Annotated in this window: 21 protein-coding genes; 8 read left to right on the plus strand and 13 right to left on the minus strand. The window is 71.0% G+C overall.

Annotated elements, in window-relative coordinates; genetic code table 11:
* Window positions 1-4: 4 nt before the first annotated feature.
* From HNR14_RS18880 to HNR14_RS18900, 5 genes are all read right to left on the minus strand, one after another.
* A complete protein-coding gene (locus HNR14_RS18880; protein ID WP_179702209.1) occupies window positions 5-931 on the minus strand; it encodes an ABC transporter substrate-binding protein in 927 nt (308 codons plus the stop codon).
* A 50-nt stretch (window positions 932-981) separates the two neighbouring features.
* Window positions 982-1,731, minus strand: coding sequence for an ABC transporter permease (locus tag HNR14_RS18885; RefSeq protein WP_179702210.1), 750 nt, complete (start codon window positions 1,729-1,731; stop codon window positions 982-984).
* Window positions 1,728-2,414: an ABC transporter permease subunit gene (locus tag HNR14_RS18890; RefSeq protein WP_179702211.1), complete on the minus strand. Its 687-nt coding sequence runs from the start codon at window positions 2,412-2,414 to the stop codon at window positions 1,728-1,730. The genes HNR14_RS18885 and HNR14_RS18890 overlap by 4 nt, the downstream gene beginning before the upstream one ends.
* Window positions 2,411-3,289, minus strand: coding sequence for an ABC transporter ATP-binding protein (locus HNR14_RS18895; RefSeq protein WP_179702212.1), 879 nt, complete (start codon window positions 3,287-3,289; stop codon window positions 2,411-2,413). The genes HNR14_RS18890 and HNR14_RS18895 overlap by 4 nt, the downstream gene beginning before the upstream one ends.
* A 194-nt stretch (window positions 3,290-3,483) precedes the next feature.
* On the minus strand, window positions 3,484-4,140 hold the full coding sequence (locus HNR14_RS18900) for a TetR family transcriptional regulator (protein ID WP_179702213.1): 657 nt from the start codon (window positions 4,138-4,140) through the stop codon (window positions 3,484-3,486).
* A 211-nt stretch (window positions 4,141-4,351) separates the two neighbouring features.
* On the opposite strand from HNR14_RS18900, the gene HNR14_RS18905 reads away from it, so the two are divergent.
* The 3 genes from HNR14_RS18905 to HNR14_RS18915 are packed head-to-tail and all read left to right on the plus strand — an operon-like array spanning window position 4,352 to window position 7,607.
* Window positions 4,352-5,419, plus strand: coding sequence for an App1 family protein phosphatidate phosphatase (locus HNR14_RS18905; protein WP_246311599.1), 1,068 nt, complete (start codon window positions 4,352-4,354; stop codon window positions 5,417-5,419).
* Window positions 5,420-5,462: 43 nt separating this feature from the next.
* On the plus strand, window positions 5,463-6,542 hold the full coding sequence (locus tag HNR14_RS18910) for a winged helix DNA-binding domain-containing protein (RefSeq protein ID WP_179702214.1): 1,080 nt from the start codon (window positions 5,463-5,465) through the stop codon (window positions 6,540-6,542).
* Window positions 6,543-6,557: 15 nt separating this feature from the next.
* Complete coding sequence (locus tag HNR14_RS18915; protein WP_179702749.1) at window positions 6,558-7,607, plus strand: FUSC family protein; 1,050 nt, start codon at window positions 6,558-6,560, stop codon at window positions 7,605-7,607.
* A gap of 24 nt (window positions 7,608-7,631) precedes the next feature.
* On the opposite strand, the gene HNR14_RS18920 is transcribed toward HNR14_RS18915, so the two are convergent.
* Window positions 7,632-9,398 carry a proline--tRNA ligase gene (locus HNR14_RS18920; RefSeq protein WP_179702215.1) on the minus strand — a complete coding sequence of 589 codons (1,767 nt, stop codon included), beginning with the start codon at window positions 9,396-9,398 and terminating at the stop codon, window positions 7,632-7,634.
* Window positions 9,399-9,442: 44 nt separating this feature from the next.
* Between HNR14_RS18920 and HNR14_RS18925 the strand changes: the two genes are divergently transcribed.
* A complete protein-coding gene (locus tag HNR14_RS18925; protein ID WP_179702216.1) occupies window positions 9,443-10,894 on the plus strand; it encodes an RNB domain-containing ribonuclease in 1,452 nt (483 codons plus the stop codon).
* A gap of 21 nt (window positions 10,895-10,915) precedes the next feature.
* Here the strand turns inward: HNR14_RS18925 and ispG are convergent, their stop codons facing one another.
* From ispG to HNR14_RS18950, 5 genes are all read right to left on the minus strand, one after another.
* Entirely contained in the window at window positions 10,916-12,055 is a 1,140-nt protein-coding gene (ispG, locus tag HNR14_RS18930; RefSeq protein ID WP_021762848.1) for a flavodoxin-dependent (E)-4-hydroxy-3-methylbut-2-enyl-diphosphate synthase, read from the minus strand.
* 88 nt (window positions 12,056-12,143) lie between these two features.
* Window positions 12,144-13,466, minus strand: a complete 1,323-nt coding sequence (locus tag HNR14_RS18935) for a site-2 protease family protein (protein ID WP_179702750.1) — start codon at window positions 13,464-13,466, stop codon at window positions 12,144-12,146.
* A 66-nt stretch (window positions 13,467-13,532) separates the two neighbouring features.
* A complete protein-coding gene (locus tag HNR14_RS18940; protein ID WP_179702217.1) occupies window positions 13,533-14,222 on the minus strand; it encodes a hypothetical protein in 690 nt (229 codons plus the stop codon).
* A gap of 46 nt (window positions 14,223-14,268) precedes the next feature.
* The gene (locus tag HNR14_RS18945) at window positions 14,269-15,360 is read right to left on the minus strand and encodes a 1-deoxy-D-xylulose-5-phosphate reductoisomerase (protein ID WP_179702218.1); all 1,092 of its coding nucleotides are present in this window, start codon (window positions 15,358-15,360) and stop codon (window positions 14,269-14,271) included.
* The gene (locus tag HNR14_RS18950; RefSeq protein ID WP_343064539.1) at window positions 15,360-16,331 is read right to left on the minus strand and encodes an FKBP-type peptidyl-prolyl cis-trans isomerase; all 972 of its coding nucleotides are present in this window, start codon (window positions 16,329-16,331) and stop codon (window positions 15,360-15,362) included. The genes HNR14_RS18945 and HNR14_RS18950 overlap by 1 nt, the downstream gene beginning before the upstream one ends.
* Window positions 16,332-16,425: 94 nt before the next feature.
* Between HNR14_RS18950 and HNR14_RS18955 the strand changes: the two genes are divergently transcribed.
* Together HNR14_RS18955 and HNR14_RS18960 are read left to right on the plus strand one after the other, a co-directional pair.
* Entirely contained in the window at window positions 16,426-17,772 is a 1,347-nt protein-coding gene (locus HNR14_RS18955) for an aminotransferase class III-fold pyridoxal phosphate-dependent enzyme (RefSeq protein WP_179702219.1), read from the plus strand.
* 10 nt (window positions 17,773-17,782) lie between these two features.
* Window positions 17,783-18,640, plus strand: a complete 858-nt coding sequence (locus HNR14_RS18960) for a hypothetical protein (protein WP_179702220.1) — start codon at window positions 17,783-17,785, stop codon at window positions 18,638-18,640.
* Between the two features lie 31 nt (window positions 18,641-18,671).
* On the opposite strand, the gene HNR14_RS18965 is transcribed toward HNR14_RS18960, so the two are convergent.
* Window positions 18,672-19,298: a response regulator transcription factor gene (locus HNR14_RS18965; RefSeq protein ID WP_179702221.1), complete on the minus strand. Its 627-nt coding sequence runs from the start codon at window positions 19,296-19,298 to the stop codon at window positions 18,672-18,674.
* Window positions 19,295-20,485, minus strand: coding sequence for a sensor histidine kinase (locus HNR14_RS18970; protein WP_179702222.1), 1,191 nt, complete (start codon window positions 20,483-20,485; stop codon window positions 19,295-19,297). The genes HNR14_RS18965 and HNR14_RS18970 overlap by 4 nt, the downstream gene beginning before the upstream one ends.
* 170 nt (window positions 20,486-20,655) lie before the next feature.
* On the opposite strand from HNR14_RS18970, the gene HNR14_RS18975 reads away from it, so the two are divergent.
* On the plus strand, window positions 20,656-21,726 hold the full coding sequence (locus tag HNR14_RS18975) for an ABC transporter permease (protein WP_179702223.1): 1,071 nt from the start codon (window positions 20,656-20,658) through the stop codon (window positions 21,724-21,726).
* Window positions 21,723-22,436, plus strand: coding sequence for an ABC transporter ATP-binding protein (locus tag HNR14_RS18980; RefSeq protein WP_179702224.1), 714 nt, complete (start codon window positions 21,723-21,725; stop codon window positions 22,434-22,436). Before HNR14_RS18975 ends, HNR14_RS18980 begins: the two co-directional genes overlap by 4 nt.
* Window positions 22,437-22,450: the final 14 nt, after the last annotated feature.

Consider the following 22,450-nt stretch of genomic DNA (forward strand, 5'->3'; position numbering starts at 1 on the left):
GCGTCTACTTGACGGGGTGGTCCTTCAGCCAGTTCTTCGCGACCACGTCGGGCGCCGTCTTGCTGTCGCCCTGGTTCTCGCTGTTCATCGAGATGAGGTCATCGGTGGTGAGCTCGGCGGAGACCTTGTTGAGGACCTCCTTGACCTTGTCGGACGCCTTGGAGCTGTTGATCAGCGGAACGATGTTCTGCGCCGCGATCAGGCTCTTCGGGTCCTTCAGGGTGACGAAGCCGTTGTCCTTGATGGCCGGGGTCGTCGTGTAGATGTCGGCCAGCTGCACGTCGCCGTTCTTGAGCGCCGTGACGGTCAGCGGGCCGCCCGAGTCGCTGATCGGCTTGAGGGTCGCGGTCACGCCGTAGGCCGACTTCAGCCCCGGGATGCCGTAGGGGCGCGTCTCGAACTCCGGGTTCGCGCCGACCGTCAGCGGGTCGGTGACCTTGGAGAGGTCGGAGAGGCTGGTGACGCCCCACTTGTCCGAGAACTCCTTGGTGACGTTGTAGGAGTCGGCGTCCTGCGCCTCGGCCTGGTCGAGCACCTCGTAGCCCTTGGGGAGAGCCGACTTCAGTGCCGTGTAGACGTCGTCGCTGGAGGTGGCGGTGGCGTCCTTCTTGTAGAACTGCAGCAGGTTGCCGCTGTACTCGGGGATGAGGTCGATCGAGCCGTCCTGCAGCGCCTTGAGGTAGACGTCGCGCTGGCCGATGCTCGGCTTGTAGTTGACCTTCACGCCGTTGGCGGCCAGGGCCTGGCCGTAGACCTGCATGAGGATCTCGGACTCGCCGAACGCCGCGGAGCCGATGGTGACGCTGTCGCTCGACGAGGTCGAGGTGTTGCCGCCGAGCGCGCCGCCGCCGGACGAGCAGGCGCTGAGAGCCAGGAGGGCTCCCGCCGCCACCACGCCGGCCGCGATGCGGCCTCTCTTGGATGCGAACATGTTGGTTTCTCTCTTTCGGTGGGTGCTATGGATCTTGGTGGGTCCGGGGGTTACGAACTGTTCCCGACCGGATGGTTGGGAACCGAGGGTCCGATGGGCCTCCAGGGGTCCTTCGACCGGACGTCCTGGATCTTGCCGGCGGTCACGCCGCGCGGCACGACGAGGCGCTGCACGATGGCGAACACGCCGTCGGTGACGAGGGCGAGCGCGATCACGAGGATCGAGCCGCCGAGCATCTCGTCGTAGCGCTGTACGGCGAGTCCGTCGAACAGGAAGCGGCCGAGGCCGCCGACCGGCAGGATCGCCGCGACCGTCCAGGTCGCGATGACCTGCAGTGCCGCGGACCGGATCCCGCCGATGATGAGCGGGAGCGACAGCGGGATCTCGACCTTGAACAAGATCTGCAGCTCGGTCATGCCCATGGCGCGGGCCGCGTCGATCGTGCGCCGGTCCACCGACTCAAGGCCGGAGTAGGCGCCCGCGAGCACGGGCGGGATCGCCAGGATGGTGAGCGCGATCAGCGGGGGGATGATGCTGAGGTTCAGCGTGATGAGGGCCAGGTAGACCACGAGGCCGAGCGTCGGGATCGCGCGCAGGGCGCCGGAGACGCCGACGGCGAGCCCACGGAACCGGCCGGTGTGGCCGATCGCCAGTCCGATCGGCAGGGCGATCACCGCGGCCAGGATCAGCGTCAGGAGCGAGTACCAGGCGTGCTCGCCGAGGCGCGCGAGGATGCCGCTCGGTCCGGCCCAGTTGGCCGGGTCGAATACCCAGCCGAACGCCGCGAGGATATCGGTCATACGCCCGTCACCGCCTTCAGCGCGGCACGACGGCTCGCGCGCCTGGTCGTGCCGAGCCGCGTCCAGGGCATCAGCAGGCGTCCGAGCAGCACCAGGGCGAGGTCGAAGACGAGCGCGATGATCACGATGGCGACAATGCCGGTCACCACCTCGGCGTTGTTGTACTGGTTCAGGCCCTGCACGAACATGGTTCCGAGGTTGCTCACGCCGACGAGCGATCCGACGCTCACCAGGCTGACCGTGCTCACCGAGACGACCCGCAGACCGGCGAGGAGCACGGGACCGGCGAGCGGCAGCTCCACCGACCAGAAGCGGCGCCAGGTGCTGAAGCCGACGGCGGTCGCCGACTGCATCACGTCACCCGGAACGCTCGCGAGGGCGTCCGAGGTCGTGCGCACCATCAGCGCCAACGAGTACAGGCTCAGGGCGATGACCACGTTCTTCGGGTCCAGGATCTGCGTGCCGATCAGCGCCGGCATCGCCACGAAGAGCGGCAGCGACGGGATCGTGTACAGGATGCCGCCGATCGTGAGCAGCACCCCCCGGCTCCCGCGATAGCGGTTCGCCACCCAGCCGATCGGGATGGAGACGAGGAAGCCGATGACGATCGGGAACACGCTCAGCGTCACGTGAGCGACCGTGAGATCCCAGACGAGGCCGAGGTTCGACCACAGCCAGCTCACGACGCTTCCTCACCCTGCGCCGAAGCACCCACGACCGGGAGGGTCGTGGCCTTTGCCTCATCGGACGGGGTCAGCACGCCGGCCGGCCGTCCTTCGCTGTCGACCAGCACATCGCCGGTCGGGGTCTGCTCGACGTGGAGGGCACGGCGTCCGCGGTCCGCGCCGATGAACGAGGCGACGAACTCGTCGGCCGGTGCGGCGAGGATCTCGGAGGGCGTGCCCTGCTGCGCCACGATCCCGCCCTTGCGGAAGATCACCACCTGGCTGCCCAGCCGGAACGCCTCGTCGATGTCGTGGGTCACGAAGACGACGGTCTTGTCGAGTTCGCGCTGCAGATGCAGCAGCTCGTTCTGCAGTTCGTCGCGCACGATGGGGTCGACCGCACCGAAGGGCTCGTCCATCAGGAGGATGTTCGGGTCGACGGCGAGCCCGCGGGCGACGCCGACGCGCTGCTGCTGGCCGCCCGACAGCTGGCTCGGGTAGCGGTCGGCAAGCGCGCGCTCGAGGCCGACGGTGTCCATGAGCTCGAGGGCGCGCTCTCGCGCCTCACGCTTCTTCACGCCGCGGAGCAGTGGGACGGTCGCGATGTTGTCGACGACCTTGCGGTGCGGCAGGAGCCCGGAGTTCTGCATCACGTAGCCGATGCTGCGCCGCAGGTTCACGGGCCGGAGCTTCTGGACGTCCTCGCCGTCGATCTCCACCGTGCCGCTGGTCGGGTCGACCATCCGGTTGATCATGCGCAGGATCGTCGTCTTGCCGCTGCCGGAGGATCCGACCAGCACCGTGATCTTGCGCGACGGGATCACGAGCGAGAAGTCGTCCACCGCGACGGTGCCGTCGGGGAACTGTTTGGTCACCGAGCGGAACTCGATCATCGCAGGGGCCCATTTCTGTCGGTCAGGTCCATCCATTCCACCCAAACAGCGTTCTGCCCGTTTGGCAACGGATGCGTCCCTTTATGGCGGAAATCGGAAGAGATCGTCGATCTCCCCGCCTTGTTCGGAGCGCAGCCGTCGATGGATGTCAGCGTTGCGCGCACCACCGACATTCCCGCGAGGAGCGAGAAGGCTCAGTCCTCGCTGCCGTACCGCTTCTCGAGGTACTCGCGAGCGACGACGCGGGCCTCGGCGATGTAGCGCTCGTCGCCCGACGGATCGTCGCGGAAGGCGCGGTTGATGAGCGAGTCCATGATCTCGACCACGATCTCGAGCCGGAACGCGAGGTCGTCGCCGGCCGGGAGGCTGTACTCGTCGGCCAGGATGTCGGCGAACTGCGCCGCGAAGGAGACGTCGCGCACGACCTCCTCGCCCGGCACGCCCGAGCGCTCGGCGTCGGTGAACCGGATGATGCGGAAGCCGGCCTCGTCGCGGAACATCGTGACGAACGAGTCGATGGCCGCCTCGACGGCGTTCCACCAGTGCTCGGGCTGCTGCTCGTGGATCGCGGCCACGACGGCCCGCCGGTAGCGGAGGACCGCGCGGTCGCGGAGCGCCTGCAGGAGGACGATGCGGTCGGGGAAGTACCGGTAGACGGTTCCGATGGAGGCGCCGGCGCGTTCGGCGACCATCGCCGTCGTCAACCGGTCGAAACCGATCTCGTCGACCACCTCGGCGGCCGCGTCCAGCAGCGCGTCGACCCGGGCGGCGCTGCGCTCCTGGATCGGCTCGGTGCGCACGAGCGCGGCTCCCACGGTGTTCTGTCCAGCGACGAGGTCGTTGATGGGCACGATCGCAACTCCTTCTTTCCGGTCACTACGTTACGTGTTGCGGTTCCCCAACCCGGGCGCGACGTCGCGCGTCACGCACTCCAATGGAACCGATCATATTCGTGGAAAGCTCACTTATTGCGGGGAATTCGCTCCAACTCGCCGTGGATCGCCCCCCAGATCTGGGGACTGTGGAAACCGTTCCTGCACTCCATGAGAGACTTGAATCTCTATGACCGCAACTCCGGACAAGCGCAGCGCCGCCGTGGAGCCCATCATGCACCGGGCGGCGCGCATCGAAGACGCGTTCCACGAGTTCCGGGCCCGCCGAGCGCGCAAACGCGGCTATCTGGCGACGGTCCTGCCGTACACCGGCTACGGCGCTCCCACCTGGGTGCGCATCCTCGGCCGCGTCGTGCTGGCGAAGGAGCCCAAGCCGGGCAGCCGGGCCGAGCGCAAGCACCGCAAGCGCGAGGAGTCCATCCGCGGCTGGCGCTCGTTCGTCAGCGTCCCCGTGGCGGATGTGACCGTCACGGTCGAGATCGAGGGCGAGACCCACACGGTGCGGCCCGACCGCGGAGGCGTGATCGACACCGTCCTCCCCGTGCAGTTGGCTCCCGGCTGGCACACCGTGCGGTTGTCGACCGTCGAGTCCTCCCGCGTCTTCGAGGCGCCCATCTACATCGTGGATCCCAAAGCCGAATTCGGCATCATCTCCGACGTCGACGACACCGTGATGGTGACGGCGCTCCCCCGGCCGCTGCTCGCCGCCTGGAACACCTTCGTGCTCGACGAGCACGCGCGCGTCCCCACGCCGGGCATGGCCGTGCTCCTGGAGCGTCTGGCCTCGACGCATCCCGGCACGCCCGTCATCTACCTCTCGACCGGCGCGTGGAACGTGGCTCCGACGCTGCGCCGGTTCCTCTCGCGCAACCTCTTCCCGTCCGGCCCCCTCCTCCTCACCGACTGGGGTCCCACCCACGACCGCATCTTCCGCAGCGGCCGGGAGCACAAGCGCACCAGCCTCGAACGCCTCGCCTCCGAGTTCCCCGGCCTCAAGTGGCTGCTCATCGGCGACGACGGACAGCACGACGAGCTGCTCTACGGGGAGTTCACGACGGCGCACCCCGACAACGTGACCGGGGTCGCCATCCGTCAACTCTCCGGCGGCGAGGCGGTGCTCGCGGGCGGCCGCTCGAAGGCCGAGAAGCACAGTGAGCTCTCGGGCGTCCCGTGGGTCTACGCGCCCGACGGCGCCGGCCTCAGCGAGCAGCTGAGCGACCTGGGCATCCTCCCCTAGCGCGCCTCGCGCCGGTGTCGGTGCGCTGGGGCAGACTGGACGCATGCCAGCACGCCGTGCCGACCTGCTCCGGATGCGACGCCTCGCGCACGCCATCGACGGCGATCCCGAGAGCAGCCCGGCCGACGTGACGCGCCGGATGCTGGCGGTGCAGGCGCAGGACTTCGCTGCGGCCTGCTGGGCCCTGGCGCTGCGCACGCAGTCCCCGTCGCGCAACGCCGTGCTCGCAGACCTTGACGCCGGCCGCATCGTGCGGTCGTGGCCGATGCGCGGGACGCTGCACTTCGTCCCCCCGGAGGATCTCCGCTGGATGCTCGGGATCACCACCGAGCGCATGATCGCGGGGCTGACGCGCCGGCACCGGGACCTCGAGCTCGAGGCGCCCGACTTCACGCGTGCCCGCGACCTCCTCACCGGGGCCCTCGCCGGGGGCGGGAGCCTGAGCCGCGCCGAGGCCATGGAGGTGTGGGAGGCCGCCGGCATCGCCACGGGCGGCCAGCGCGGCTACCACCTCCTGTACTACCTGGCGCAGACCGGGGTGATCTGCTGGGGCCCGACGCACCGCACCCAGCAGGCGATCGTGCTGCTCGACGAGTGGGCGCCGCTCGCGGACGCGCACACCTTCGAGCCGGACGAGGCGATCGCGGAATTCCTCCGTCGGTATCTCGCGGGCCACGGTCCCGCCACTCTCAAGGACTTCGTCTGGTGGACCAAGGGCACCGTGGCCCAGGCCCGCGTCGCCGTCGCGGTGCTGGGCGACGAGATCACCACGCTCGAGGTCGACGACGTCGAGTACCTCGTCACGACCGCGCTCGCGGACGCGGCGGCCGCACGTCCGGCGACCCGGGCCGAGAGCGCCGCCGTGCGCCTCCTCCCCGGCTTCGACGAGTACCTCCTCGGCTATCAGGATCGCGACCCGGTGATCGATCCGGAGCATTTCGAACGGGTCGTCCCCGGCAAGAACGGGATCTTCTCCCCCGTCATCATTGCGGGCGGCCGCGTGGTGGGCACCTGGCGGCGCGACGGGACCGCCATCGAGCCGCGCCCGTTCCTGCCGTTGAGCGCTGCGCAGGAGCGCGGAGTCGCGCGGGAGGCGGATCGGTACCGCCGCTACGCGGACTAGCCTGGAAGCGTGGCACTGAAACTCCCCGCGAACATCCGAGCGACGAGCCGCACGCCCTTCCTGCAGGTGCTCAAGACCGCCGTCGCGATGATTCTGGCGTGGCTCGCTGCGAGCCTGATCGTGCCCGGGGAGCTGCCGGTGTTCGCCGCGATCGCGGCCCTGCTCGTGGTGCAGCCGAGCGTGAACCAGTCCGTCGGCCGTGCGATCGAGCGCTCCCTCGGGGTGATCGTCGGCGTGCTGGTCGCCTACGCGGTCGGCCTGGCGTTCGGGATGAACAGCTGGATCGTGCTGGTCGCCGTCGTCGTGTCGGTGCTGCTCGCCTGGGTGCTCAAGCTGACCCCCGGCAGCGCCAACCAGGTGCCGATCAGTGCCATGCTCGTCCTCGCAATCGGCGCCTCGAACCCGGAGTACGCGCTCGCGCGCATCGGCGAGACCATCGTCGGCGCGGTGATCGGCGTGATCGTCAACATCGCGGTCGTCCCGCCCGTGCTCACGGCGCCCGCGCGCACGGCGGTCCTCGCGCTCGGCAACGAGCTCGCCGCGACCCTCGACCGTCTCGCCCGCGCCATCACCAGCACGCTCACGCCGGGTGAGCTGGACGCCCTGCTGATCGAGGCGCGCCTCCTGCGACCGATGGAGGCCAAGGCCGGAACCGCCCTGACCGCGGCCGAGGAGAGCCTGACGCTGAACCCGCGGCAGGGCAAGCACCGGCTCGTCCTGGCCCACGACGAGGCGCTGTTCGCGCGCCTCAAGCCCATCGTCACCCGCGCCGTCGGCATGACGCGCGCCTTCCACGACCACTACGACGACGGGCTCACCGGCGAGCCGACGATGATCGCCATCGCCGAAGAGCTGCGGCGGGCGGCGCACGACCTCCGGCTGCTCAGCCGTGACCCGGACTCGCCGATCGTCGAGCCCGACACCGCGACGGCGAACATCCCGGCCCTCACGGCGCCGCTGGTGATCTCCACGCCCGATCCGCGCCACTGGGTGCTGCTCGGGTCGCTCGTGGAGGATCTGCGCCGCATCCACTCCGAGATCACCGGGGACGACGAGGCCGCCTGAGCGGCCCCGCCGACGCCCGGATCGTTATGCGATGAGCTGGGCGATCGCCTCGGTCAGCGGGAGCGTCTGACGCTCGCCGGTGCGGCGGTTCCAGAGCTCGACCTCGCCGTCGGCGGCGCCGCGGCCGGCGACCAGCACGCGCGGCACGCCGATGAGCTCGGCGTCGCCGAACTTGACGCCCGGGGAGACCTTGGGACGGTCGTCGAGCAGCACCTCGAGCCCGGCGCCCTCGAGCTCGGCAGCGGCCTGCTCGGCCACATCGAACGCGGCCTGATCACGGCCGGCGGCGACCACGTGCACGTCGAACGGCGCGACGGACTCGGGCCAGATCAGGCCCTTGTCGTCGTTGTTCTCCTCAGCGATGATCGCCAGGATGCGGGTCACGCCGATGCCGTACGAGCCCATCGTGACGGTGACGAGCTTGCCGTTCTCGTCCAGCACCTTGAGGCCGAGAGCCTCCGCGTACTTGCGGCCGAGCTGGAAGACGTGGCCGATCTCCATGCCGCGCGCGAGCTCCACGGGGCCGGAGCCGTCGGGCGCGGGGTCGCCCGCCTTGACCTCGGCGACCTCGACCACGCCGTCCCAGGCGAAGTCGCGGCCCGCGACGAGGCCGAAGACGTGCTTGCCGTCGACGTTCGCGCCGGTGATCCAGCCCGAGCCGTCCACGACGCGGGGGTCGACGACGTAGCGGATGCCGGTGGCCGACTCCTCGCCGAGCACGGCGCCCTCGGCCGACCAGGGGCCGATGTAGCCCTTGACCAGACCGGGGTGCTTGGCGAAGTCGGCCTCGGTGGCGGGCTCGATCTCGGCGGGCGCGAAGGCGACCTCTGCGCGCTTGGTGTCGACCTCGCGGTCGCCGGGCAGGCCGACGACGACCAGCTCGCGGCTGCCGTCGAGGTGCGTCAGGGCGAGCACGACGTTCTTGAGCGTGTCCGCGGCCGTCCAAGCGCGGCCGTCCGGGCGCGGGTGCTTCTCGTTGGCGACGTCGACCAGCGTCTGGATGGTCGGCGTGTTCGGCGTGTCCAGCACCTCGGCCGGGGTGAGCTTCTCGTAGTCGCGTGCGGGAGGCGCGACGGTCGTGAACGCCTCGACGTTCGCGGCGTACCCGCCCTCCGAGCGCACGAACGTGTCCTCGCCGACGACGGTCGGGTGCAGGAACTCCTCGCTGCGCGAGCCTCCCATCGCGCCCGCGTCCGCCTGGACGATGACGTAGGAGAGGCCGAGGCGCTGGAAGATGCGCTCGTACGCGTCGCGCTGCGCGAGGTAGCTGGTCTCGAGTCCGGCGTCGCTGGCGTCGAACGAGTATGCGTCCTTCATCGTGAACTCGCGGCCGCGCAGGAGGCCGGCCCGGGGGCGCGCCTCGTCGCGGTACTTGTCCTGGATCTGGAAGATCGTGAGCGGCAGGTCCTTGTACGACGAGTAGAGGTCCTTCACCAGCAGGGTGAAGACCTCTTCGTGCGTCGGCGCGAGCAGGTAGTCGGCGCCCTTGCGGTCCTGCAGGCGGAAGAGCCCGTCGCCGTACTCCTCCCAGCGGTTGGTGACCTCGTACGGCTCCCGCGGCAGCAGGGCCGGGAAGTGGACCTCGTGCGCGCCGGCGGCGGCCATCTCCTCGCGGATGATCGTCTCGATGCGGGCCTTCACCCGCAGACCGAGCGGCAGCCAGGCGAAGATCCCCGGCGCCTGGCGCCGGATGTAGCCGGCGCGGACCAGCAGCCGGTGGCTGGTGACCTCGGCGTCGGAGGGGTCTTCACGAAGCGTGCGGAGGAAATAGTTCGTCAGGCGTGTAGGCACCGTTCCATGTTAGAGGGCGCGGAGGGGTGGCATAGTGTGACGGCATGCCCGACCGCCGGACCTCCATCGCCCCGTCCGCGGCGCAGACCGAGCTCGCCCGCTCCCTCGCCGACCTGCGCGCCTCCCTCGACCTGCCGGACGGGTTCGCCCCTCCGGTCGAGCAGGAGGCTCGTCGGGCCGCCGCCGATCAGGTGCTTCCGGACGCCGATCTGACCGACATCCCGTTCCTCACGATCGATCCGCCCGGCTCGACCGACCTTGATCAAGCCCTGCACATCGAGCGCAGCGGCGCCGGGCACCGGGTGCGGTACGCGATCGCCGACGTGCCCGCGCTCGTGCACCCCGGCGGGGCGGTCGACGAGGAAGCACGGCGCCGAGGGCAGACCCTCTATGCGCCGGACGGGCGCGTACCGCTGCATCCCGCGGCCATCGGCGAGGAGGCCGGCTCGCTCCTGCCGAACGCCCTCCGGAGCGCCTACGTCTGGGACATCGTCCTCGACGCCGACGGGCTCGAGGTGTCGGCGTCCGTCGCGCGGGCGCGCATCCGTTCCCGCCGGCAGTGGACGTACGCGGAGGCTCAGGAGGCGCTCGACAGCGGCACCGCGCCGGAGCCCCTCGCCCTCCTCGCGGAGGTCGGACCCGCACGCATCGCGCAGGAGCGGGCCCGCGGCGGCGCGAGCCTGAACCGCCCCGACGAGGAGATCGTCTTCCGCGCCGGCGCGTACGCGATCGAGCGGCGCGCGACGCTTCCTGTCGAGGAGTGGAACGCCCAGCTCTCGCTGCTGACCGGGATGGCGGCCGCACGTGTCATGCTCGACGCGAAGGTCGGCATCTTGCGCACGATGCCCGCGCCCGGCGCGGAGGCGGTGGAGGCGTTCCGTGCCCAGACCGTCGCGCTCGGCCTCCCCTGGCCTCAGGGTGTCGACTACGGCGAGTATCTGCGCACCCTCGATCACGGTGAGCAGCGTGCCGCCGCGGTGCTCCAGGCGGCCGCCGGTCTCTTCCGGGGCGCCGGATACGTCGCCATGGACGGCGAGGCTCCCGCCGACCCGGACCAATCCGCGATCGCCGCGCCCTACGCGCACACGACCGCGCCACTGCGCCGGCTCGTCGACCGGTGGGCACTAGTCGTGTGCGAGGCCCTGTGCGCCGGGCGACCGGTGCCCGATTGGGCACGGGAGTCCCTCGTCGCGCTGCCGTCGATCATGGGCGCCTCGAACCGGCTCGCCGCGAAGCTCGACGCCGGAGCGCTCGACCGGGTGGAGGCGGCGCTCCTGGCCTCTCGGATCGGCGCCGTGTTCGACGCCACTGTGCTCGCCGTGCGCAACGGCACGGTCACGGTCCAGCTCGCCGACCCCGTGGTGACGGCATCGCTCCCCCGGCCCGACGGCGTGCGTCCGGGCGACCGGCTGCGCCTCCACCTCGTGGCGGCGGACATCCCGAGCGGGACGATCCGCTTCGACGCCGTCGACCCGGCCGGCGGCGTGGCGCGCTGACGACCCGCGGGCCCGAGTGGCCTAGTGGGCGCCGACGGTGACGACGGGCTCGCCCGACGGGCCGCCCTCCTCACCCATCTCGGCGGCGATGCGGTTGGCCTCGGCGATCAGGGTCTGCACGATCTCGGCCTCGGGCACGGTCTTGATGACCTCGCCCTTGACGAAGATCTGGCCCTTGCCGTTGCCGCTCGCCACGCCCAGGTCGGCCTCGCGGGCCTCGCCGGGACCGTTCACGACGCAGCCCATGACAGCGACGCGCAGGGGCACGCTCATGCCCTCCAGGCCGCTGGTGACGTCGTTCGCGAGCGTGTAGACGTCGACCTGCGCGCGGCCGCAGCTCGGGCAGGAGACGATCTCGAGCTTGCGCTCGCGCAGGTTCAGCGACTGCAGGATCTGCAGGCCGACCTTGACCTCCTGCGCCGGCGGGGCGGAAAGGGAGACGCGGATCGTGTCGCCGATGCCCTCGGAGAGCAGGATGCCGAACGCCGTCGCGGACTTGATCGTGCCCTGGAACTCCGGGCCCGCCTCGGTCACACCGAGGTGCAGCGGCCAGTCGCCGCGCTCGGCGAGCTGACGGTAGGCCTTCACCATGACGATCGGGTCGTTGTGCTTGACCGAGATCTTGAAGTCGTGGAAGTCGTGCTCCTCGAAGAGGCTGGCCTCCCAGACGGCGCTCTCGACGAGCGCCTCGGCGGTGGGCTTGCCGTACTTCTGCAGCAGGCTGGGCTCCAGTGAACCGGCGTTGACGCCGATGCGGAGCGAGACGCCGGCGGCCTTCGCGTACGCCGCGATCTTGCCGACCTGGTCGTCGAACTTACGGATGTTGCCCGGGTTGACGCGCACGGCCGCACAGCCCGCGTCGATCGCCGCGTAGACGTAGTTCGGCTGGAAGTGGATGTCGGCGATCACCGGGATCTGGCTCTTCCGGGCGATGATCGGCAGCGCCTCGGCGTCGTCACGGCTCGGCACGGCGACGCGGACGATGTCGCAGCCCGACGCCGTCAGCTCGGCGATCTGCTGAAGCGTCGCGTTGATGTTCGTCGTCGGGGTCGTGCACATCGACTGCACACTGACGGGGGCGTCGCCTCCGACGAGGACTTTGCCGACACGGATCTGGCGGGACGTGCGACGGGGTGCGAGGGTCTCGGGGACTTTGGGCATCCCCAGATTGATTGCTGCCACCCGACAATCCTACGCGGGCCGGTGGGAACCGGCTGGACGCGGGCAGGGAGTCCGCTTGCCGCTCGACCTAGCCGAACAGGTTGACCGGCTTGACGATGTCCGCGTAGGCGAGCAGCAGGCTCATCGCGCCGAACACGATCACGACGGCGAAGGTCAGGGGCATGAGCTTGGCGATGTCGACGGGCCCGGGGTCGCGGCGGCGGAAGATCTTCGCCCACGTGCGCCGCACCCCCTCCCACAGCGCCCCGGCGATGTGGCCGCCGTCGAGTGGGAGCAGCGGGACGAGGTTGAAGACGAAGAGGGCGATGTTCAGCGATGCGAGCATCCCGACCATCGTGTAGGCCTTGTCGACGACGGGCACGCCGTCGAGCGCCGTCAGCTCGCCCGCGGCGCGGCCGATCCCGACGACGCCGATCGGGCCGTTCGCATCGCGTTCGCCGGAGCCGAAGGCGGCGTTCCAGACGTCGACCATGCGCTGCGGGAGGTGGATGAAGACGTTGAAGACGGCACCGACCTGGGTGCCGACGGCGGGCAGCACGGCCGTGACCGGCTGCGGGACGAGCTCCTGCACGGCCCCGATGCCCGCGAAGCCGGCCGCGAACGTCGACACCTTCCCGTCGGAGGTCTTGACCACCTGGCCGTCGGAATCGGTCTTGGCGACCTGGTTCGTGGTGGGCGTCAGCGTGACGGTGCGCTCTTCTCCGTCGCGCCGCAGCGTCACCGAGAGGGACCGGTTCGCCGAGTCCCGGATGATCGCGGTCGACTGCGCCCAGGAGGTGATCGGGGTGCCGTCGATGCTGACGATGGTGTCGCCGGGCTTCAGCCCCGCCGCGGCCGCCGGGCCCGCGGGGTCGCTCGACGAGCAGGTCTGGCTGGTGCTGGAGGCCGGGAGCACGCACTGGCTCACCGACGCGATGGTGGTCGAGTTCTGCGGTGTGCCGAAGCCCATGAGGAGCACGCCGAACAGCACGACGGCGATGAGGAGGTTCATGAACGGGCCGCCGAACATGATGATCACGCGCTTCCACACGGCCAGCTTGTAGAAGGTGCGCTCCTCCTCGCCGACCGCCACCGTCTCGGCGCTGGCCGCGCGGGCGTCCGACGCCATGGACTGCATGAAGCCGGTCGTCGCGTTGCGGCCGGCGCCGCCCTCCTTGGCCGGGGGGAACATCCCGATCATCGAGATGTAGCCGCCGAGCGGGAGGGCCTTGACGCCGTACTGCGTCTCGCCGCGGCGGAACGAGAACAGCGTCTTGCCGAAGCCGATCATGTACTGCGTCACCTTGACGCCGAAGAGCTTGGCGGGCACCAGGTGCCCGATCTCGTGCAGCGCGATCGAGATGGCGAGGCCGATCAGGATGATGACGACGCCGAGAACGAACAGGAGCACGGTTTCCACGCACTCAGGGTACTGTCGCCCAGCTTGGAGCCAGCCGCTAGCCGCCTATGTGGGCGATCAGGCGCCGGCGAACTGCGTCGGGGCACTCAACGTGGTGATCGGCCCCGGCCACATTCCGGCCACGGCAAGCACGCCGACCGCGGTGCTGACGCCGTCGGGGACGAGCACGGAGCCGGACGACGCTTCGACCAGGATGTACGCGGAGGACGAGCCGTTCACGGTGACGACGTCCAGCCGGTCGGCGTCCGCGTGGCCCGGGATGTCGTCGACGGACGAGCCGACCGCGACTCCGGTCGAGGTGGCGATGCCCACACCGCCGACGGTGGCGGCCTTCGTCGACACGGTCCAGACGGGGGCCACGAGCACATCGTTGTCGACGGCGCCCGAGTAGTGCTCTTCGTAGATCGTGAGCGCGCCGAACTCGTGCGCGGTCGCGGGGACCGTGTGGTTGGTGCCCGCGACCTCCGTCGTCCCGGTCTGCGGCCCCAGCGCGCGTTCCACGGCACCCAGCACGTCGGCGACGGGCTCGGCGTACCCGAACCCGCGTTCCCCGCCCGTTGCATCGATGAAGCGGAGCTCGTCGCCGCCGATGACGATCGCGGTCGTCTTCGGCGCGGGCGACGCGATCGGCGAACCGGTGGGCGAGGTCGATGGCGTCGTGGACGCTCCAGGATCCGCTGCCCCTGCGCACCCCGCCAAGGCGAGTATGACGGTGATCGCTCCGATGAGCGCCCTGAACGTCTTCATGAATCCCCCGATTCCCGGCCGCGTTCCGGCCTCGTGTCCGAACCTATCAGCCTGCGATCAGCGCGTCCGCCGCGGCCCGCGCCCAGCGCTCCGCCTCGGCGAGCGATTCCCGGGTGAGCTCGAGAGCGGGCTCGTGGGCGTCGACGACGCGCTCCACGGTGTCGAGGATGTCCAGGTAGCCGATCGCGCCCGCGTGGAAGGCGGCGACCGCCTGCTCGTTGGCGGCGTTGAAGACGGCGGGATACGTCGACCCCGCGGTTCCGACGCGCTTCGCGAGGGCCACCGCCGGGAACGCCTCGCCGTCGAGCGGCTCGAAGGTCCAGGTGTGGGAGGCCGTCCAGTCGAGCGGGACGCCGACGCCGGCCACACGGTCGGGCCAGCCCAGTCCGAGCGAGATCGGCAGGCGCATATCGGGCGGCGACGCCTGCGCGATGGTCGAGCCGTCGACGAACTCCACCATCGAGTGGATGACGGACTGCGGGTGGACCGTCACGTCGATCCGGTCGTAGGGCACGTCGAACAGGAGGTGCGCCTCGATGACCTCGAGACCCTTGTTGACGAGGGTCGAGGAGTTCGTGGTGACGACGAGGCCCATGTCCCAGGTCGGGTGGGCGAGCGCCTCGGCGGGGGTGACATCCCGCAGCGAGTCCTTGCTCCGCCCACGGAACGGGCCGCCGGACGCGGTCAGGATGAGACGGTGCACCTCGCGCGGCGCGCCGGAGCGGAGTGCCTGCGCGATGGCGGAGTGCTCGGAGTCGACGGGCACGATCTGCCCGGGAGCGGCGGCACGCTTGACGAGCTCGCCGCCGACGATCAGCGACTCCTTGTTGGCCAGAGCGAGACTCGCACCGGTCTCCAGGGCCGCGAGCGTCGGGCCGAGCCCGACCGAGCCGGTGATGCCGTTGAGCACCACGTCGGCTTCGACCGAGCGGACGAGCCGCTCGGAGTCGTCCGCCCCGAGCGCGGTGTCGCGCACGCCGAAGCGCTCGACCTGAGCTGCGAGCCCATCCGCGTCGCGACCGGCGGTCAGGCCGACGACCTCGAAGAGGTCCGGGTTGGCCGCGATGACGTCGAGCGCCTGAGTGCCGATGGATCCGGTCGAGCCGAGGAGCACGACGCGTCGCGGCCGCCCGGTCATCAGCGGGCGGTCTTCAGGATGTCGATGACGAACACGATCGTGTCCGTGCCCTTGATGGCGCCGTTGCCCGCGTCACCGTAGCCGTCCGCGGGCGGGATCACGACGAGCACCTGGGAGCCCACCTTCTGACCTTCGAGGGCCTTCTTGAAGCCGGCCACGACCCCGGTGGTGGGGAACGACGTCGGCGCGCCGCGGCTCCAGCTGGAGTCGAACATCTCGCCGTCGCGCCAGATCACGCCCTTGTACTGCACGGTCACCGTGTCGCCCGCCTGGACCGTCTCGCCGTCGCCCTGTTTCAGGACCTCGAGCTCGGTCTGGGTCGGCGGGTCGGCCTTCGGGATGGTGATCGTGGGCTCGCCGGTCTTCGAGAGCTTCACGGTCGGGAACCCGGCCTTGGGCGCGACCGGGGTGCCGTCGGCGCGGGTCGGAGGCAGGTCGACGAGGTCGGCGACGAACACCACGGTGTCGGCCGCTTTCAGGCCGAGCTGGGTGAGATCGGCGTTGCCGAAAGCCTCCTTCGCCGTGCCGGTGAGCACGACGCGCGAGCCGACCTTCAGGCACTCCACGGCGCGCACGAGCCCGGGGACGTACTGGGTGTCGTCCAGGGTGATGGTCTGCGCGGCCTGGTCGTCGAATCCGGCGGCGGCGGTGAGCTCCTTGCCCGTCGCCCCGCTGTAGGCGGCCAGGGCGATGTCGACGGTGGAGCCGGCCTTGGCCTCGGCGCCCTTGCCCGTGATGACGACGCTGCGCTGCAGGTCGGTGGCCTTCAGGGGCGTCGCGAACGTGACGGTCGGGGATTTGCGGAAGTCGCCCTCCACCTTCACCGCCTTGGAGGTGTCGCCTGATTTCAGGTTCTGACAGGTGGCCGCGGCCGCCGTGCTCGTGGCGGACGGCTCCGGAGACGAGGAGCTGCAAGCGGCCAGCCCGGCGACGATGAGGGCGGCGGTGAGGAGGGAGAGTGATCTGCGCACGATCGAACAGTCTGCCGCATCCGCCTCTGCCTCCGCTGACAGTCCGACCAGAGGGCGGCCCCGGCGCGCGGATCCTCACCGGGCGCCGCCTACGATGGAAGGCATGACTCGCGAATTCTCGGTTCCCCAGTCCCGCCACGTCGCCACGGCCCTCCCGGGCCCGCGCTCGCAGGAGCTGCAGCGCCGACGCGAGGCGGTGGTGAGCCGGGGTGCCGGGACGCTCGCGAACATCTACATGGAGTCGGGCTCCGGCGCGATCCTGGTCGACGTGGACGGCAACCGCCTGATCGACCTCGGGTGCGGCATCGGCGTGACCACCATCGGCCACGCCCACCCCGAGGTCGCGGCCGCCGCGGCCGCTCAGGCCGCCAAGCTGACCCACACCCTCTTCACGGTCACCCCGTACGAGAACTACGTGCGTGTGGCCGAGAAGCTCGCCGAGATCACCCCTGGCGACTTCGAGAAGCGCAGCATCCTGGTGAACTCGGGTGCCGAGGCCGTGGAGAACGCGGTCAAGATCGCCCGCAAGTTCACCGGCCGCCGCGCGATCGCGACGCTCGACCACGCCTTCCACGGCCGTACGAACCTGACCATGGCGATGACGTACCGCCCCTGGCCGGAGCGCGCGGGCATGGGCCCGTTCCCCGGCGAGATCTACAGCCTCCCGATCAGCTACCCGTTCCGCGACCCCGAGGGGATGACGGGCGAGGAGGCCGCCGAGCGCACGATCGACTACATCCGCACGCACATCGGCGCGACCGAACTCGCCGCGTTGTTCGTCGAGCCGATCCAGGGCGACGGCGGCATCATCATCCCGGCGCCGGGCTACTTCCAGCGCCTCTCCGAGTTCTGCACCGAGAACGGCATCGTCTTCGTGGCCGACGAGATCCAGGCCGGCATCGGCCGGACGGGCACGTGGTACTCGATCGAGCACCACGGCGTCGTTCCGGACCTCGTCACGAGCGCGAAGGGCATCGCGGGCGGCTTCCCGCTCGCGGCGGTCACCGGCCGCGCGGACATCATGGACGCCGTCCAGCCCGGCGGCATCGGCGGCACGTTCGGCGGCAACCCGGTCTCCACGGCCGCGGCCCTGGCCGTCTTCGAGGCCTTCGAGAAGGAGGACCTGCTCGCCGAGGCCCGTCGCGTCGAGGCGGCGCTGTGGGCGCGCATCGGCGACTGGGCCGAGCGCTTCGCGGTCGTCGGCGAGGTGCGCGGCAAGGGCGCGATGTTCGGCATCGAACTCGTCGTCCCGGGCACGACGAAGCCGAACCCGGAGGCACTGAAGGCCGTGCTCGCGCACGCGACCGCCAACGGCGTCATCCCGCTCGACGCCGGCAGCTGGGACAGCGTGCTGCGCCTCCTGCCGTCCGTCGTCATCAGCGAAGAGCTGATCGACGACGCGGCGAGCGTCATCGAAGAGGCGCTGGCGAAGCTCGGCTGAGGGCCACGCCGTGCTGATCAGGCGCTGGCGGTCGATCGCGGCCGCCGCCGTCGCCGCCCTCGCGCTCGCCCTGGTGCCGGCGACGGGCGTCCTGGGTGCCGAGCGCGCTTCGTTCGACCCGGGCGACATCATCAGCGACGACAGCTTCTTCAACCCGGACGCGATGACGGCCGGCGAGATCCAGTCGTTCCTCGAGGACCGCACGTGCAAGCCGACGGACGGCTCACCGTGCCTCGCCGACTACCGGGTCGACGTGCCGCGCATCCCCGCGTCGGCCGGGCGCTGCACGGCGCTCCCGGCGCAGAAGGACGAGCGCGCGAGCAGCATCATCGCCCGGGTCGCCGAGGCGTGCACGATCAGCCCGCGGGTGCTCCTCGTGCTGCTGCAGAAGGAGCAGTCGCTGCTCACCGCGCCGAGCGCCTCCGGCTACCAGAAGGCGACGGGCTACGCCTGCCCCGACACCGCCGAGTGCGACAAGCGCTACTTCGGCTTCGTCAACCAGGTGTACCGGGCCGCGTGGCAGTTCCGCGAGTACACGGTGCACCCCAGCGACTGGCGCTACGGCGTCGGGCGGAACGACATCCAGTTCCACCCGGATGTCTCCTGCGGCTCCAGCAGCGTGACGATCGTCAACCAGGCGACGGCGAACCTCTACAACTACACGCCGTACCAACCGAACGATGAGACCCTGGCCGCCCCGACCGGTCCGGCCGGCGACTGCTCGACCTACGGCAACCTCAACTTCTCCCGGCTCTACACCACCTGGTTCGGCGACCCGCGCGCCGAGCGGTACCCGGCGTTCATGCTGCCCTGCCTGAACTATGCGGGCGGCTTCGGCTGCGCTCCCACGCCGGGCCTGCGCGGCTGACCGGAGTCGGGCCAGACCGCCCGCACGCCCGTCAGCGCAGGATGCCGCGCTCGCGGGCGGCCGCGACCGCCGCGGTCCGGGAGGTGACGCCGAGCTTCGTGAAGATGTGCGCGAGGTGCGACTTGACGGTCGTCTCGCTGACGAAGAGCTCCGCCGCGACCTCGGTGTTCGTGCGACCCGCGGCGACGAGCCCGAGGACCTCGATCTCGCGCGCGCTCAGGCTGACCCGCGGTGCGCGCAGGCGGTCGAGGAGGCGGGAGGCGATGACGGGCGCGAGCGCGCTCTCTCCCGCCGCCGCGGCGCGGACGGCGGCGATCAGCTCGTGCGGCGGCGCGTCCTTCAGCAGGTAGCCGCTGGCTCCGGCCTCCACGGCGCCGAGGATGTCCGCATCCGAGTCGTAGTTCGTGAGCACCAGCACGTACGGTGCGGCGTCGAGCGCGCGGATGCGACGGGTGGCGTCGGCTCCGCCGCCCTTCTCCCCCGCGCCGAACTGCAGGTCCATCAGCACGACGTCCGGGTTCTCCCGCTCGGCCGCCGCGACGGCCTCGTCCGGCGTCGCCGCCTCGGCGACGACGGCGAGGTCGTCCTCGGACGAGAAGAGCGCCACGAGACCCGCGCGGACGATGGGGTGGTCGTCGGCGATCACCAGCCGGATCATGAGGCCTCCGCCGTCGCGAGCAGCACGGTCAACGACGTTCCCCGGCCCGGCGCCGACTCCACGACGAGGGTGCCGCCGAGTTGCTGCACCCGCTCGCGCGCCGCCTGCAGGCCGAAGGAGTCCGAGGTCGCGCCGCCGTCTCCCGACTCCGCCGCCCGCAGGTCGAACCCGTCGCCGTCGTCCGACACGGTGAACCGGAGCCCATCGGCACCCGCGACCAGCTCGATCACCGCGCTGTCGGCGTGCGCGTGCTGCACGACGTTCGCGATGGCGCCCTGGGCGATCCGCAGCAGCGCGGTCTGCACGTGCATCGGCAGCGGGACGGCGTCGGCGACGCGGACCTCCACCGCCAGCCCCTGCGCTGCCCACTGCGTGCGGGCGAGGCGCCGCAGCGCTCCCCCGAGGCCCTGGTCGTCGAGGTCCGGTGGGGCGAGCTCGCGGATGAACCGGCGCGCGTCGGCCAGCCCCGTCGCCGCGGTCTCGCGGGCGAGCCGGATGTGCTCCACGCCCGGACCGTCGGGGTCGGCGCGCTCGGCCGCGTGCAGGAGGAGCTGGATGCTCGAGAGCCCCTGCGCAAGCGTGTCGTGGATCTCGCGGGCGAGCCGGGCGCGCTCCGCGAGCACCCCGGACTCGTGCTCGGTGACGGCCAGCTGGTCGCGCGTGTCGAGCAGCTCGCGCATCAGCGCCTCGCGTTCGGCCGCCTCCCGCGCCAGCGCCTGGTAACCGAGTCCGATCAGGAGGGCGACACCCGCGCCGACCAGCGGGCCGACCACGCCGCCGACGGTCCAGCCGCCGTGGAGGCCGAGGGCGACGATCGCCGCCGCGGTGGAGAGCAGGATGGCCACCGCTCCCCACCGGCCGCCGAGCAGATGGAGGTAGAGGAAGAAGAGGGGGAAGACGAGGTAGGCGGCCTCGGTGCTCAGCCAGAGCAGCGCGGCCCATTCGACGGTGAGCAGGGTGAGCCAGATCAGTCCGGCCGCATGCCCGCGCGCCCCCGCGCCGCGGGCCAGTGCCGCCCCCACGAAGTACGTGGCGATCAGCACCACCGCGACCGCCACGATCGCGATGGTCGACGACGACGGCACGACGAGGGCTCGCACGATCACCAGGCCGGCGAGCACGACGAACAGCACGTGCAGCCCGGTGCGCAGGCCCACGAAGACCGGAGTGAGCGCGGTGTGAGCCATGTCTGGACTCTACGCGGGAGTCGGGAGCGGCGGCATCGTCCGAAAGGTGGAGCGGCGGTTCGCCCGATCGGTCGCGCAGGCCTGTTCCGACGGCCGATGCCCGGATCGGCGCGGGTGGCGAGGCTGGAAGCACCATCCCGTCCCGTCTCTCAACGCTCGAAAGGCCTCCCATGTTCGTCGCGCTCCGCGACCTGCGCTTCGCCCGCGGCCGGTTCCTCCTCATCGGATCCGTCGTCGCCCTCATCACCGTGCTCGTCGGCTTCCTGAGCGGCCTCACCGGCGGGCTGGCGACGCAGAACGTCTCCGCCGTCCTCACCCTGCCGGGCGACCGGCTCGTCTTCTCGGCACCGCAAGCCGGCGACGCCGGGGCCTCCTTCGCGGACTCCGCCGTCACCGCCGACCAATCGGCTGCATGGTCGCGGACGGCCGGCGTGAGCTCCGTCGAGCCGATCGGCATCGCCCAGTCGCGCGCCGAGGCCGGCAGCACCCGCACGGCCGTCGCGCTGTTCGGGATGCCCGCCTCCAGCGGCGACGGCGGCACGCTCACGGACGGCTCGGTGTCGCTCTCGACCGGCGCAGCGTCCGCCCTCGGCGCCTCGCCGGGCGACGACGTCACCATCGGCGGCACGTCGTACTCCGTGGCGTCGGTCGCCGGAGACGGCTGGTACAGCCACACCCCGGTCATCCGGATGACCCTGACCGATTGGCAGCGGTACTCCGCGGGCACCGGCAATCCCGACGCCTACGCGACCGTGCTCGCCGTCACCGGCAGCCCGGATTGGACGGCGGCGGACTCCGCCAACGACACCGTCTCCGAGACCACCATCGGGTCGCTGACCGCCCTGAGCTCGTTCCGCTCCGAGATCGGGTCGCTCCTGCTGATGATCGCCCTGCTGTTCGGCATCTCCGGACTGGTCGTCGGCGCGTTCTTCACCGTGTGGACGATGCAGCGCAAGGGGGATGTCGCCGTGCTCAAGGCGCTCGGTGCCAGCACGCCGGCCCTGGTGCGGGACGCGCTGGGCCAGGCGCTGATCGTCCTCCTGCTCGGGATCGGTGTCGGACTCGCCGTCGTCGCCGGGCTCGGAGCCCTGGCCGGGAGCGCACTGCCGTTCCTGCTCAGCCCGCTCACCACCCTCCTCCCGGGCGCGATCCTCGTCGTGCTCGGACTCGCCGGGGCCGCGTTCGCGCTCCGCTCCGTCACCTCCGCCGACCCCCTCACCGCACTCGGGAGCAACCGATGATCCAGCTCGACGACGTCACCCTCACCTTCCCCGACGGCGCCACCCGCGTCACCGCCGTCGATCACGTCAGCCTCACCGCCCGGCCGGGCACCGTCACCGCGGTGACGGGACCCAGCGGCTCGGGCAAGTCCAGCCTCCTCGCGGTGGCCGCGACCCTCATCCGCCCCGACTCCGGCCGGGTGACGATCGGCGACGTGGACGCGACGGGGCTCGATGCGGCCGCTGCCGCCGAACTGCGCCGGACGGGCATCGGCATCGTCTTCCAGCAGTCGAACCTGCTGCCCTCCCTCACCGCGAGCGAGCAGCTCCGCGTGATGGGCGAGCTCGGCGGCAAGCGCCGTCCGGGAGCCCGCGCCGCTGCCACGCGCCGCGCCGACGAGCTGCTCGACGCCGTCGGGCTCTCCGCTCAGCGGAATAAGCGTCCCCACCAGCTCTCGGGCGGCCAGCGGCAGCGCGTGAACATCGCCCGCGCCCTGATGAACGATCCGTCGGCGCTGCTGGTGGACGAGCCGACGAGCGCGCTCGACCAGGAGCGCGGGGCCGAGATCATCGACCTCATCCTGCGCCTCAGCACCGAGCGCGACGCCGCGACCCTGCTCGTCACGCACGACGTCGTCCATCTGCCGCGCATGCACCGCGTGGTCCGCCTCGTGGACGGGAGACTGGAGGTCGCCCAGCCCGTCGCCGCGCATGCGCCGGGTGGCATATGAATCGGACTACCCTC

The sequence above is a fragment of the Leifsonia naganoensis genome, assembly GCF_013410615.1.
Classification (GTDB): Bacteria; Actinomycetota; Actinomycetes; order Actinomycetales; family Microbacteriaceae; genus Leifsonia; species Leifsonia aquatica.